Below are 12,227 nucleotides of genomic sequence, written 5' to 3'. Positions count from 1 at the left end.
ATTGACGTTTTCCTGAAATCCGCATCGGAAAACTGGTTAAAATCGTGTAAAGCGGGTAAAATTCAGCGCCAATAAAACCCATAAAAAGAGAACTCAAATGCGAATTTTAGGCATTGAAACGTCCTGCGATGAAACGGGCGTTGCCATTTATGACGAAGAAAAAGGCTTAGTCGCCAATCAACTCCACACCCAAATTGCGCTGCACGCAGATTACGGCGGTGTAGTGCCGGAACTGGCGTCGCGCGATCATATCCGCAAACTGGCGCCACTATTACAAGCCGCATTAAAAGAAGCGAATTTAACTCCCGAAGACATCAACGGCGTGGCTTATACCAGCGGTCCGGGCTTGGTCGGCGCGTTGTTGGTGGGCGCCACCGTTGCGCGCGCCTTGGCTTATGCGTGGAATGTACCGGCAATCGGCATACATCATATGGAAGGGCATTTGTTGGCGCCCATGCTTGAGGAAAATCCACCGCACTTTCCTTTCGTGGCTTTGCTGGTATCCGGCGGGCATACCCAATTGGTGCGGGTGGACGGCGTAGGGCGTTATGAATTGCTGGGTGAATCCATTGATGACGCGGCGGGTGAAGCTTTTGATAAAACCGCCAAATTGCTCGGTTTGGATTACCCGGGCGGTGCGGCACTAGCGCGTTTAGCGCTTAACGGCACGCCGAATCTTTTTGCTTTTCCGCGCCCGATGACCGATCGTCCCGGTTTGGATTTCAGTTTTTCCGGTTTAAAAACTTTCGCCGCCAACACCCTTCATCAGGTATTACAAGAAGAGGGCAATCTGAGCGAACAAAGCAAGGCGGATATTGCCCATGCTTTCCAGGAAGCGGTGGTGGACACACTGGCAATAAAATGTAAGCGTGCGTTAAAACAAACCGGTTTGAAACGCTTGGTGATTGCGGGCGGCGTGAGCGCCAACACACAGTTGCGCCAAACCTTGGCGGAGCTTATGCAACAACTGGGCGGCGAGGTATTTTACCCGCAGCCGCAATTTTGCACGGACAACGGCGCCATGATCGCCTATACCGGTTTCTTACGTTTAAAACAGGGGCAACAACAGGGGTTGGCAATTGAAGTCCGTCCGCGTTGGGCGATGACCGAATTAACCACGATTTAACCCAAAAGTGCGGTGGAAAAAACACATAAATTTTTCACCGCACTTTCAATAAAAAGGAAAACACATGGACAAAATCAAATTCAGAGCAATGCGTGCCGCCGGCATCGGCTGTTTCGTTATGTTAGCGATTATCGCCTTTTTCGTGTTTACCACGCCCACGGACGTGCTGATCGATTTCTTAACGGAAGTCGGCAAAATGGCAGGCGGGCGCACCACCATCGGCGTGCTTATTTTAGCCGCGCTGCCACCGGTGACCGGCTTCATTTGCTACCATTTCTGGCGCTGGGTGCTTAAATAAACATGGCTAAATTGTATTTTTACTATTCCACCATGAATGCAGGAAAATCCACCACCTTGTTGCAATCTTCCTATAATTACCGCGAACGTAACATGAACACGCTGGTTTATACAGCGGCGATAGACGATCGTTTCGGCGTAGGGCAGGTGACTTCCCGCATCGGGATTAGCGAACGGGCGAATACCTTTACCCGCAATACGAATTTGTTCGCTGAAATTGAACAACATCTGGCGCAGGAGCCGCTTCATTGTATTTTGGTGGATGAGGCACAGTTTTTAACCAAAGAACAGGTTTATCAACTGAGCGATGTGGTGGATAAACTACATATTCCCGTGTTGTGCTACGGTTTGCGCACCGATTTCCAAGCGGAATTATTTGAAGGCAGTCGCTATTTACTGGCGTGGGCGGATCAGCTGGAAGAACTCAAAACCATTTGTTACTGCGGTCGCAAAGCCAATTTTGTGTTACGTCTTAACGAACAGGGCGAAGTGGTTAAACAAGGCGATCAAATCCAAATCGGCGGCAACGACAGCTATCTCTCTGTATGCCGTTTGCATTATAAGGAGAGAATGGCGGAGTAGCGGCGGAAAAGTACGGTCGTTTTTTCAAATGTTTTTTATAAGGACAGACATCAAGTCTGTCCTGTTATTATCCGTTGATCCAGCCCAAAAATTCTTCCTCACTCAACACCTGCACCCCTAACTCCGCCGCTTTGCTTAGTTTTGAGCCGGCGGCTTCACCGGCGATAACATAGTCGGTTTTGGCGGAAACACTGCCGCTGACTTTGGCGCCGAGTTGTTGTAACAAGGCTTTGGCGTCGTTGCGTCCCATTTGCGAGAGGGTGCCGGTGAGCACCACAGTTTTGCCTTTGAACGGATTTTCCTTCACTTCCTGCACGTCAACGGTTTCCCAATGCACGCCTTGGGCGATGAGATCTTCCACCACGGCGACATTATGCGCTTCACGCCAGAACACAAAAATCCGATTTGCTACCACTTCGCCTACGTCGGGCACCTGTTGTAACTGTTCCAAATCGGCATTTTGCAACGCTTCCAAGGTCTTGAAATGATTTGCCAGATTTAACGCGGTGGCTTCGCCCACGTCACGAATGCCCAAGGCGAAAATGAAACGGGCAAGGGTGGTATTTTTCGCTTTTTCTAAGCTGGCTAAGGCATTTTCGGCGGATTTCGGTCCCATTCGTTCAAGGCGGGTGAGGGTGGTTAAATCCAACTTGAACAAATCTGCCGGGGTATGAATCAATTCGCGATCCACCAGCTGTTCAATGAGCTTGCCGCCCACACTGTCGATGTCCATGGCTTTGCGTGACACAAAGTGTTTTAACGCTTCTTTGCGTTGCGCCGCGCAGAATAATCCGCCGGTGCAGCGTGCGACGGCTTCACCTTCGATACGGATAATCAAAGAATCACAAACGGGGCAGTGTGTCGGAAACACAATTGGTTTATTCCCTTTTTTGGCTTTATGTACGAGTTTAATAACTTGAGGAATAACGTCTCCAGCGCGTCTTATTAAGACAATATCACCAATGGATATTCCTAATCTTTTTATTTCATCATTATTGTGTAAAGTTGCGTTACTTACGGTAACCCCTCCAACAGAAACAGGTTCTAGTTTAGCAACGGGAGTAACAGCTCCTGTTCTACCAATTTGGAATTCAACATCCAATAATCTTGTTCTAACTTCTTCTGCGGGGAATTTATAAGCAATCGCCCAACGTGGTGCTTTGGAAATAAAACCAAGGCGTTGTTGCAGCGCAATATCGTTGATTTTCAGCACCGCGCCGTCGATGTCATAACCGAGGGAACTGCGTTTCGCCATAATAGTGCGGTAGAAATTCAACACGTTTTCAATGCCGTCGCACAACTGAATTTCATTGTTTACCGGAATACCCACGGATTTCAGCCATTGCAGGCGTTCAAAATGGGTCGGCGGCAGTTCCACGCCTTCGGCAATGCCGATACTATACGCATTGAGCATTAACGGGCGTTGGCTGGTGATTTTCGGATCCAATTGACGTAGTGAGCCCGCCGCCGCATTGCGCGGATTGGCAAAGGTTTTCTCGCCGTGTTCCAATGCGCGTTCATTTAATCGCTCAAAGCCCGCGTGCGGCATGAACACCTCGCCGCGCACTTCCAAACGCGCCGGCGGATTATCCGTCAGCAGTTGCAACGGAATGTTGCGAATGGTGCGGATATTTTGCGTAATGTCTTCACCGGTGGTGCCGTCACCACGGGTTGCCGCTTGGGACAATACGCCGTTCACGTACAAAATGCTGACCGCCAAACCGTCCAGTTTCGGTTCGCAGCAAAAGGTCAGCGGTTCCGGCACGAGTGCCAGGCGATCTTGAATGCGTTTGACGAAGGAGAAAAATTCCTCATTGGAAAAGGCGTTATCCAAGGACAGCATGGGAATTTCATGGCGAATTTGTGCAAATTCGGACAACGGACGCGCACCCACGCGTTGGGTCGGCGAATCGGCGGTAACCAGTTCGGGATGTTGTTGTTCCAACGCTTTAAGCTGATGAAACAGGCGATCATACTCGCTGTCGGGAATCTGCGGATCGTCTAAAACGTGGTATTGATATTCGTGGTGGCGTAAGGTTTTTCTAAGGTCGTCGATTTGTTGTTGAATTGAAGTTGTCATTGTTATTCCGTAAAAATACCGAAAAAAATGACCGCACTTTGAGGTGCTCGGTGAGCGAAAAGTGCGGTCGTTTTTGAAAACGTTTTAAGCCGCCGTTATCATTAAGCCACTTTGGCTAAATATTCCTGTTCGGCATGGTCGTTGAAAATTTCCTGTTTGTCGGTCAACACAAAACCGCCTAATTCGTCCGCCAAATTGCGTGCAGCGCGAATCATAGTTTTTAAGTTGACGGTGTCGTTGCCCGGGGAAGGTAATTGCATAAACAGCGCAATGCCCACGGTGAACAGATTGTCCATGTCGTAAGGATCAAAGGTGCCGGGCTGTTGTAAATTGGCGATGCTGAATAACACCGGACTGGCGGAGGTTAAATCCAAATGGCGGTGATAAATGTGCTGATCGCCGAAAATAAAACCTAAATCGTCCAAGGCTTGTGCTAAGCGCCCACCGTTGAATTCACGGTTTTCCGGTGCTACCACATACAACATAATGAAAGACGGTTTCGCCGGATTTTCCCCCTTGCTTTCCGTCGGTTGCGGCGTTGCCTGCATTTCGGTGGTTGGTTCGTGGCTTTCCTGTTCCAACGGCGTCAAAGAAACCGTCGGTGTGGTGTATTCTTCTTCCATTTGCGTGATGGAAACGCGGTTCGGATCGGCGTAAGGCGAAGGCTCGCCGTAAGGTTGAAACGGCGTGTCGTTGGGTCTGCTTTGGGGCGCTTGCGGATATTGTGGTCGCTGTAGCCCTTGCTCATTCTGCGCGTATTGCGGTGCAGGTTCAGCCTGATGAAATGCGTTTGACACCCCACTCGGCAGCGTGATTTTAATTTCATCTACGGCGCGTTCGATAGATTGGTTTTCGGCCGCGCTTGGTGCCGCCGCTTCTTCAAAATCCAGTGCTTGTTGTTGCGGTGGCGGGGTTTCTTCGACAAAGGCGTGTTTTGGTTTTTCGGCGATAGGTGCGTCGGTGACGGGGCGCGCCGTTGGGTTCGGCGCATTAAAACGGTTTGGCTGCTGATTTTGTGCAAAGGTATTGGCGTTTTTGAAATATTGGGATTTTTCGCGACGGTTTGACCAAATTCCGTGCGCAACCAATGCCAATAATGCAATAACGCCCAAGATAATCAAAATTGTATTTAAATCCATTGCCGACTCTCCAATCATACAAAATTCACGCAAGCTGGGCGTAAGCTTATCATATTTTTGCAAAATTGATGATAGACAAAGTTTGATTTTTTTCACCGCACTTTGTATCCTGAACCTCTTTTTTCTTAGGGATAACGCTATGTTGAAACACGCGGAAATGAAATCCGGTTTTGAATATTTTGTGATGGGTTGGCATTTGATTTTACAGAAAGGGCTGCGCCGTTTTGTGATCATGCCGATCCTGTTAAATATGCTGTTATTAGGCGGTCTGTTTTGGCTTTTTGTGAACCAAATCGGCGGTTATATTGACGGCATTATTTCCTACATTCCCGATTGGCTGAGTTGGTTGAGCGGCGTTTTGCTGCTGCTTTCCATTCTTATGATTCTCGTTCTGTTTTACTTCGTCTTTACCACGCTGTCGGGCTTTATCGCCGCGCCTTTTAATGGCTTGCTGGCGGAAAAAGTGGAAAAAATGCTGACCGGAGAAAATTTGCAGGATATGTCCCTGTGGGATTTTATGAAAGATGTGCCGCGGATGCTGGTACGGGAATGGCAAAAGCTGGTTTACAGCTTGCCAAAAATCATCGCGTTGTTTTTATTGGGATTTGTGCCTTTGCTGGGGCAAACCATGATTCCCGTAGCGACCTTTTTATTCACCGCATGGATGATGGCGATTCAATATTGCGACTATCCTTTTGATAACCACAAAATCCCTTTCGGCATAATGAAAAACGAACTGGCGATTAAGCGCAATGTGACGATGACCTTCGGCAGTTTGGTGACGCTTTGTACTTTTGTGCCGGTGGTGAATCTGGTGATTATTCCCGTGGCAGTGTGTGGCGCAACGGCAATGTGGGTAACGGAATACCGTGCTTTATTTAAGCGCTCGCAACAAGGGCAAACCGGCACTGAAGTGAATGTGAATCGTCGCTCTTCCGGCGACGGTGTTATCGTCAGAAAATAGCTTTTGGTTATATGATTTATAAAAAATAGCTATTGTTTTATCGGCGGTTCTCATGCTAAAACTAACGCCACTTCATTATTTATCCTCAGGAGAACATATTATGACTATTTACAGTGACAATTCTTATTCTATCGGCAATACCCCGTTAGTACGTTTAAAACATTTCGGCAACGGCAATATTGTCGTGAAAATTGAAGGGCGCAACCCGAGTTTCAGCGTAAAATGTCGCATCGGTTCTAACATGATATGGCAGGCGGAAAAAGACGGCAGGCTGACGAAAGGCAAAGAAATCGTTGATGCTACCAGCGGTAATACCGGGATTGCATTGGCGTATGTCGCGGCAGCGCGTGGTTATAAAATCACCCTTACCATGCCGGAGACCATGAGTACCGAGCGTAAACGTTTGTTGCGTGGTCTCGGTGTAAATTTAGTGCTGACTGAAGGTGCCAAAGGAATGAAAGGTTCCATTGCTAAAGCAGAAGAAATCATGGCGTCCGATCCGAATCGTTATGTGATGTTAAAACAATTTGAAAACCCGGCGAACCCGGATATCCACCGCAAAACCACCGGTGAAGAAATCTGGAAAGGCACCGAGGGCAAAATTGACATATTGGTTGCCGGTGTAGGCACAGGCGGTACGATTACCGGCATTTCCCGCGCAATCAAATTAGATCACGGTAAACAAATCACTTCCGTTGCCGTAGAACCGGCAGAATCTCCGGTTATCACTCAAACGCTCGCGGGCGAAGAAGTGAAACCGGGACCACACAAAATTCAAGGTATCGGCGCAGGCTTTATTCCGAAAAACTTAGATCTTTCCTTAGTGGATCGTGTGGAAACTGTAGATAGCGACACCGCCATTGCCACCGCCCGCCGTTTGATGGCGGAAGAAGGGATTCTTGCCGGGATTTCTTCCGGCGCTGCTGTAGCGGCTGCTGACCGCTTGGCGAACCTGCCCGAATTTAAAGACAAACTGATCGTCGTTATCCTACCGTCTGCTGCCGAACGCTATTTAAGTACCGCACTTTTTAATGGAATTGAGGTTTAATACATTGTTAATTAACGACTTTGCCTGTTGAAAAACGTTCATGAAAATGACCGCACTTTTACTAGTGTAAAATAGCAAACCAATGCCATGTAATCTAGGGTAAAAATTACCCTGGATTACGAATAAGCCGGCTTCTTTGGGGAGAGGAAATGTTCCCTGATTCACATTCACTGCTGTTTATGGCTTCCCCCAAGCCCACCATGGACATATCGGAAATTTTTACGATCGCATACCGAGGAATAACATGGTAATGGCGGCATATAAATTTAATGCAATGGTGCTGCCCGGCACAGTTACCAAACCCACATCGCGTTTTTTTGGCGTGTGCAGATAACACAGGGCGGTCTCGCACCGGTGAACACCCATAACGTGATGAGCATAATGTTTTTTACTTGTTTGCTGACACGGTTAACGAAAGTACGCCATATTGCTTGCTTTAAATTAACGGAAGAGAATTTGTTTGACCAGTTGTTGCAGGGTTGGCACCACATCCTGCATAAACCACGGATTTTTAGCCAGCCAGAGCTGATTACGCGGTGAAGGGTGTACCAACGGCAAAAAGTGCGGTAGAAATTCACGGTAATTTTTCACCGTTTCGGTGACGTTGCGTTTATTCTGCGGCAGGTAATATTGTTGCGCATATTGTCCGATCACAATGGTCAGTTCGATATTGGGCAAACCTGTTAAAATCGATGGATGCCATTTTTCCGCAAAACCTTTCCGCGGCGGCAAATCCCCCGATTTACCTTTACCCGGATAATAAAAATCCATGGGGAGCACGGCAAATAGCCCGGAATGATAAAAGGTCTCACGATCTACGTCCAACCATTCACGCAATCGATCGCCGCTTTTATCGTTCCAGTACAAACGGGTTTGCTCCGCTTTCACTCCGGGCGCTTGTCCGACAACATTAATGCGCGCCCCTGTCGGTGCCGCAAACAGCGGTTCAATACCGCGCTCGGTAAAGGATTGATTTTGCAGATCAGACATGATGGCATGTTTAATTTGGGTGAAGGTAGCCATGGATTTCTCCTAAACAGTAGTTTTATCTCGGTACATAAATATCTGAAAAACATTCCCCTCTTTTGTAAAGAGGAGTTAGGGGGGGATTTGGTTCAATCATTCAAACGCTTCCGCCAACGCCGCAACCGTCGACAATGGTCGCGCCGTTGTCCATCTATTTTTACCCAGGCGGGATATTGCTACGGGTTGAGATCGTCCGGATGTTGTCTAAGCACCGTCGAGAATCGTAATATTTGACATATTTTGCTTTCCTCAAATGAAATAAAAAGATACCGCACTTAAAAAGTGCGATCGATTTTTGAAATGTTTTATACGTTGAAGCGGAAGTGCATCACATCGCCGTCCTGCACGATGTAATCTTTCCCTTCCAAACGCCATTTGCCTGCTTCTTTCGCGCCGTTTTCGCCTTTGTATTGAATAAAGTCTTCATAGGCGATCACTTCCGCACGGATAAAGCCTTTTTCGAAATCCGTGTGGATGACGGCGGCGGCTTTCGGTGCGGTGGCGCCGACGGAAACCGTCCACGCGCGTACTTCTTTCACGCCGGCGGTGAAGTAGGTTTGTAAATTCAATAAGGCGTAACCTGCGCGAATCACGCGGTTTAAGCCCGGTTCTTCAATGCCGAGGTCCTGTAAGAATTCCAGTTTCTCGTCATCGTCCAGTTCGGCGATTTCCGCCTCGATTGCGGCACATACCGGTACCACCACGGAACCTTCTTTTTCGGCGAATTCCCGTACTTTGTCGAGATACGGATTGTTTTCAAAACCGTCTTCGTTCACGTTGGCGATGTACATGGTCGGTTTTAAGGTTAAGAAATTGTAGCTTTTAATCGCCAATAATTCGTCTTTGTCTAACGGCACGGAACGAATCATGCCCGCTTCGGAAAGCACCGGCAGGATTTTTTCCATCACGGAAAGTTCAAATTTCGCGTCTTTGTCGCCGCCTTTGGCACGTTTTTGCAAACGTTGAATAGCGCGTTCGCAGCTGTCTAAATCGGCGAGCGCCAGTTCGGTGTTGATGGTGTCGATGTCATTTAACGGATCGATTTTGCCCGCAACGTGCACGATGTCGTCGTTTTCAAAGCAACGCACTACGTGACCGATCGCGTCGGTTTCGCGAATGTTCGCCAAGAATTTGTTCCCCAAGCCTTCTCCTTTGCTTGCGCCGGCAACCAAGCCCGCGATGTCCACAAATTCCATGGTGGTCGGCAACACGCGTTCCGGCTTGACAATTTCTGCCAACGCGTCCAAACGCGGATCAGGCATCGGCACGACGCCGGTATTCGGTTCGATAGTACAAAACGGATAGTTCGCCGCTTCAATTCCGGCTTTGGTTAAAGCGTTGAAAAGCGTCGATTTGCCCACATTCGGCAAGCCCACGATGCCACATTTGAATCCCATAATTTTTCCTTATGTTTGGGGACTGTGGACGTTTCATTTTGCATTTGAGCTAGCATTTATTTTTATGATAACAAGGCAAAATAAACCTAGCCCTTTGGGTTGTGCCTTTAGGCGACAATTCAAATGCAAAATGAAACGTCCACAGCCCCGAGTAAAACGATCGTAAAAACGACCGCACTTTTTGTTCATTAAATTTTAAAACTGTTTAGCCGATGGGTGGCTTTCACCATGCCGTCTTTAAAAAGCAACTCTACGCAATCCGTCGCTTCGTCCAGGGCTTTGTCTAACGCGTCGCGTTCGCTTGGCGCGGGCTTATTTAACACATAACCCGCCACCAAATCGCGATGCCCGGGGTGACCAATGCCGATGCGTAAACGGTGAAAATTATTGCTATTGCCCAGCTGCGCCACGATGTCTTTCAGCCCGTTATGCCCGCCGTGTCCGCCACCCAATTTGAGTTTCGCCGTGCCGGGCGGTAAATCCAACTCATCGTGCAGAACCAAAATTTCTTCCGGCTTAATACGGTAAAAATTCGCCAGTGTGCCCACTGCTTTGCCGCTTAAATTCATAAATGTCGTCGGCACCAAAAAACGCACTTCTTTGCCGTTCACCACGGCACGCGCGGTGTAGCCGAAAAATTTGTTTTCCGGATTTAAGATAACGTTAAAACGGCGCGCTAAACGCTCCATTAACCACACACCTGCATTGTGACGGGTGTCCGCATATTTGTCACCGGGATTGCCAATCCCGACGATAAGTTTGATTTCTGACATAGTGCTTTGCTTGCTAAAAAGAATGGCGCGTATTGTAGCGGAAAGTCGGCTTTTTCTCAATGAAAGGGAAGACCAAACCGCACTTTGATCTGCCCCCAAAAGCTAGGCACCACAGCTCACCAATTAAGGTGCAGATTATTATGGGTAAACATTATTCAATCGAATTCAAAAATCACATCGTCAACCTAGCACAGCGAGAAAAATGAAAATACCAAGTGAACAGAAACGTCACCTTGCAATAATCCTCAAGATATTAAGGCATTACTTAAGGAACTGGAGTATTTAAGAGCGGAGAATACCACCTTGAAAAAGTTCAAGGAGCTGGACGAGCAAAAAGCCTGATAGAAAAAAGGAACATCGTTAACGCGTTAAAGGGTCAGCATTCAACACTGTTGTTATTGAAGATTATCGAGCTCTCCCGTTCGACCTTCTATTACACGCCGAAACCCAAAGACCACGGCGACATGCGCCAACGTATTTTAGCCCCTTATCAGCAAAACGAAGGGCGCAATGGGTATCGAATGATTCGAATAAAACTACGTAAAGAAGGGATATTCATCAGTGGTAAAACAGTGTTGGCATTGGGAATTCGTTCTTGTGTGAGAGTGAAAAAACGTAAGGAAGTGGGGAAAACGAGCCATATGGCGCTGAATTTGCTGCAATGCAACTTTACCGCTGCGAAGTTGAAGGAGAAATGGGTAATGCCCGGAGCTAAAACGGATGTGACCGAACTTCGGGTGGGGCGTGAGAAACTGTATCTTTCCCCCATGATGGACTTAGCCAATCAGGAGATTATCGCCTTTAGAACGGGACGACGCCCGATATTCGGTTTGGTCTCATCAATGTTGAAAAAGACATTAAGGCAATTAAAGGAAACGGATTTACCGATTATACACACCGACCGGGGCTACCTTTACGGACGTGCCCGTTGGCGTAAGATGTTGATACGGGATAACGGTTCGCCTTATGCCATCCAGAACATGGGCCGACGGAGGAGACGGTTATGATAATGCGGTGATAAAGAGTTTTTTCAGCACGTTGATTACCGTCAGTTTAAGGACATTGATGAATCAGAATGGATGATACATGATATATTCGTTATTATACCTAGGAGCAAATTAAGCTCGGGTTAGACGATTTAAACCCTGTGCAATATAGAGCTCAATATTTAGTTATCTGTCCAACTTTTGGGGCTCAAATCACTTTTTTAATCTGATTTTAAAGTACAGTTTTCTTTTTTAAAGAAATTAGATTTAAAACGGATAGAGACAATTTTCAGTTTAGGATGAAGTAAATGGCAGGGGCGGAGAGTCTCGAACTCCCAACACCCGGTTTTGGAGACCGGTGCTCTACCAATTGAACTACGCCCCTATTGGTATGTATAACCTGAAAAGGTTACAAAAGTTGGCGGAATGGACGGGACTCGAACCCGCGACCCCCTGCGTGACAGGCAGGTATTCTAACCAGCTGAACTACCACTCCAGAATGAGAATTAGCAGTGACCTACTCTCACATAGGGATGCCCCACACTACCATTGGCGTAACAGCATTTCACTTCTGAGTTCGGTATGGATTCAGGTGGCTCTACTGCACTATAACTGCTAAAATTTTTATTACTTTAGCTTACTAACAAGACTGAATAAACTAAAGTAATAAATTTGGCGGTGACCTACTCTCACATGGGGATGCCCCACACTACCATCGGCATTACGGCCTTTCACTTCTGAGTTCGGTATGGTTTCAGGTGGTACCACCGCACTATCGCCGCCAATATTCTTTGATGACTATCCTCTCT

At 47.6% G+C, this 12,227-nt stretch carries 11 protein-coding genes, 2 tRNA genes and 2 rRNA genes; 6 read left to right on the top strand and 9 right to left on the bottom strand.

The features are described 5' to 3' along the window. Positions 1–97: 97 nt before the first annotated feature. The 3 genes from tsaD (at position 98) to LIN98_RS05415 (ending at position 2,005) form a co-directional block, all read left to right on the top strand. Entirely contained in the window at positions 98–1,126 is a 1,029-nt protein-coding gene (tsaD, locus tag LIN98_RS05425; RefSeq protein ID WP_005568391.1) for a tRNA (adenosine(37)-N6)-threonylcarbamoyltransferase complex transferase subunit TsaD, read from the top strand. A gap of 64 nt (positions 1,127–1,190) precedes the next feature. Further along, positions 1,191–1,424, top strand: coding sequence for a hypothetical protein (locus LIN98_RS05420; RefSeq protein ID WP_005548460.1), 234 nt, complete (start codon positions 1,191–1,193; stop codon positions 1,422–1,424). A 2-nt stretch (positions 1,425–1,426) separates the two neighbouring features. Then, positions 1,427–2,005: a thymidine kinase gene (locus tag LIN98_RS05415; RefSeq protein WP_005548462.1), complete on the top strand. Its 579-nt coding sequence runs from the start codon at positions 1,427–1,429 to the stop codon at positions 2,003–2,005. A 67-nt stretch (positions 2,006–2,072) separates the two neighbouring features. Here LIN98_RS05415 and ligA read toward each other — a convergent pair whose 3' ends face one another. Both ligA and zipA read right to left on the bottom strand, forming a co-directional pair. Further along, a complete protein-coding gene (ligA, locus tag LIN98_RS05410) occupies positions 2,073–4,085 on the bottom strand; it encodes an NAD-dependent DNA ligase LigA (RefSeq protein ID WP_005548464.1) in 2,013 nt (670 codons plus the stop codon). A 101-nt stretch (positions 4,086–4,186) separates the two neighbouring features. Then, positions 4,187–5,224 (bottom strand): cell division protein ZipA, encoded by a 1,038-nt coding sequence (gene zipA, locus LIN98_RS05405; RefSeq protein ID WP_005568387.1) that lies wholly within the window; start codon positions 5,222–5,224, stop codon positions 4,187–4,189. A 139-nt stretch (positions 5,225–5,363) separates the two neighbouring features. On the opposite strand from zipA, the gene cysZ reads away from it, so the two are divergent. Together cysZ and cysK are read left to right on the top strand one after the other, a co-directional pair. Beyond that, entirely contained in the window at positions 5,364–6,188 is an 825-nt protein-coding gene (gene cysZ / locus LIN98_RS05400) for a sulfate transporter CysZ (RefSeq protein WP_005548469.1), read from the top strand. A 100-nt stretch (positions 6,189–6,288) separates the two neighbouring features. Then, positions 6,289–7,236, top strand: a complete 948-nt coding sequence (cysK, locus tag LIN98_RS05395; protein ID WP_005538010.1) for a cysteine synthase A — start codon at positions 6,289–6,291, stop codon at positions 7,234–7,236. Between the two features lie 441 nt (positions 7,237–7,677). On the opposite strand, the gene LIN98_RS05390 is transcribed toward cysK, so the two are convergent. From LIN98_RS05390 to pth, 3 genes are all read right to left on the bottom strand, one after another. Beyond that, positions 7,678–8,259: a uracil-DNA glycosylase family protein gene (locus tag LIN98_RS05390; protein WP_005548476.1), complete on the bottom strand. Its 582-nt coding sequence runs from the start codon at positions 8,257–8,259 to the stop codon at positions 7,678–7,680. A 308-nt stretch (positions 8,260–8,567) separates the two neighbouring features. Next, positions 8,568–9,659, bottom strand: coding sequence for a redox-regulated ATPase YchF (gene ychF / locus LIN98_RS05385; protein WP_005548478.1), 1,092 nt, complete (start codon positions 9,657–9,659; stop codon positions 8,568–8,570). Positions 9,660–9,847: 188 nt separating this feature from the next. Then, positions 9,848–10,432 (bottom strand): aminoacyl-tRNA hydrolase, encoded by a 585-nt coding sequence (gene pth / locus LIN98_RS05380; RefSeq protein ID WP_005548480.1) that lies wholly within the window; start codon positions 10,430–10,432, stop codon positions 9,848–9,850. A 392-nt stretch (positions 10,433–10,824) separates the two neighbouring features. Between pth and LIN98_RS05375 the strand changes: the two genes are divergently transcribed. Then, the gene (locus tag LIN98_RS05375) at positions 10,825–11,439 is read left to right on the top strand and encodes a DDE-type integrase/transposase/recombinase (protein WP_005592914.1); all 615 of its coding nucleotides are present in this window, start codon (positions 10,825–10,827) and stop codon (positions 11,437–11,439) included. Between the two features lie 288 nt (positions 11,440–11,727). Here the strand turns inward: LIN98_RS05375 and LIN98_RS05370 are convergent. The 4 genes from LIN98_RS05370 to rrf (LIN98_RS05355) form a co-directional block, all read right to left on the bottom strand. After that, positions 11,728–11,803, bottom strand: a tRNA-Trp gene (locus LIN98_RS05370). 34 nt (positions 11,804–11,837) lie between these two features. Continuing rightward, a tRNA-Asp gene (locus tag LIN98_RS05365) sits at positions 11,838–11,914 on the bottom strand. Between the two features lie 8 nt (positions 11,915–11,922). Continuing rightward, positions 11,923–12,038: ribosomal RNA gene (gene rrf, locus LIN98_RS05360) — 5S ribosomal RNA — on the bottom strand. A 50-nt stretch (positions 12,039–12,088) separates the two neighbouring features. After that, positions 12,089–12,204: ribosomal RNA gene (gene rrf, locus LIN98_RS05355) — 5S ribosomal RNA — on the bottom strand. Positions 12,205–12,227 lie beyond the last annotated feature (23 nt).

The organism is Aggregatibacter actinomycetemcomitans (assembly GCF_023518055.1).
GTDB lineage: Bacteria > Pseudomonadota > Gammaproteobacteria > Enterobacterales > Pasteurellaceae > Aggregatibacter > Aggregatibacter actinomycetemcomitans.
Note: the sequence above shows the minus strand (reverse complement) of the source record. Positions and strands in the feature narration are given on the sequence as shown.

Excerpts from the sequence above, each read along its gene's own strand:
- ychF (WP_005548478.1), bottom strand. The coding sequence starts at position 9,659 with ATGGGATTCAAATGTGGCATCGTGGGCTTGCCGAATGTGGGCAAATCG.
- ligA (WP_005548464.1), bottom strand. The coding sequence starts at position 4,085 with ATGACAACTTCAATTCAACAACAAATCGACGACCTTAGAAAAACCTTA.
- zipA (WP_005568387.1), bottom strand. The coding sequence starts at position 5,224 with ATGGATTTAAATACAATTTTGATTATCTTGGGCGTTATTGCATTATTG.
- cysK (WP_005538010.1), top strand. The coding sequence starts at position 6,289 with ATGACTATTTACAGTGACAATTCTTATTCTATCGGCAATACCCCGTTA.
- cysZ (WP_005548469.1), top strand. The coding sequence starts at position 5,364 with ATGTTGAAACACGCGGAAATGAAATCCGGTTTTGAATATTTTGTGATG.
- tsaD (WP_005568391.1), top strand. The coding sequence starts at position 98 with ATGCGAATTTTAGGCATTGAAACGTCCTGCGATGAAACGGGCGTTGCC.
- LIN98_RS05420 (WP_005548460.1), top strand. The coding sequence starts at position 1,191 with ATGGACAAAATCAAATTCAGAGCAATGCGTGCCGCCGGCATCGGCTGT.
- pth (WP_005548480.1), bottom strand. The coding sequence starts at position 10,432 with ATGTCAGAAATCAAACTTATCGTCGGGATTGGCAATCCCGGTGACAAA.
- LIN98_RS05415 (WP_005548462.1), top strand. The coding sequence starts at position 1,427 with ATGGCTAAATTGTATTTTTACTATTCCACCATGAATGCAGGAAAATCC.
- LIN98_RS05390 (WP_005548476.1), bottom strand. The coding sequence starts at position 8,259 with ATGGCTACCTTCACCCAAATTAAACATGCCATCATGTCTGATCTGCAA.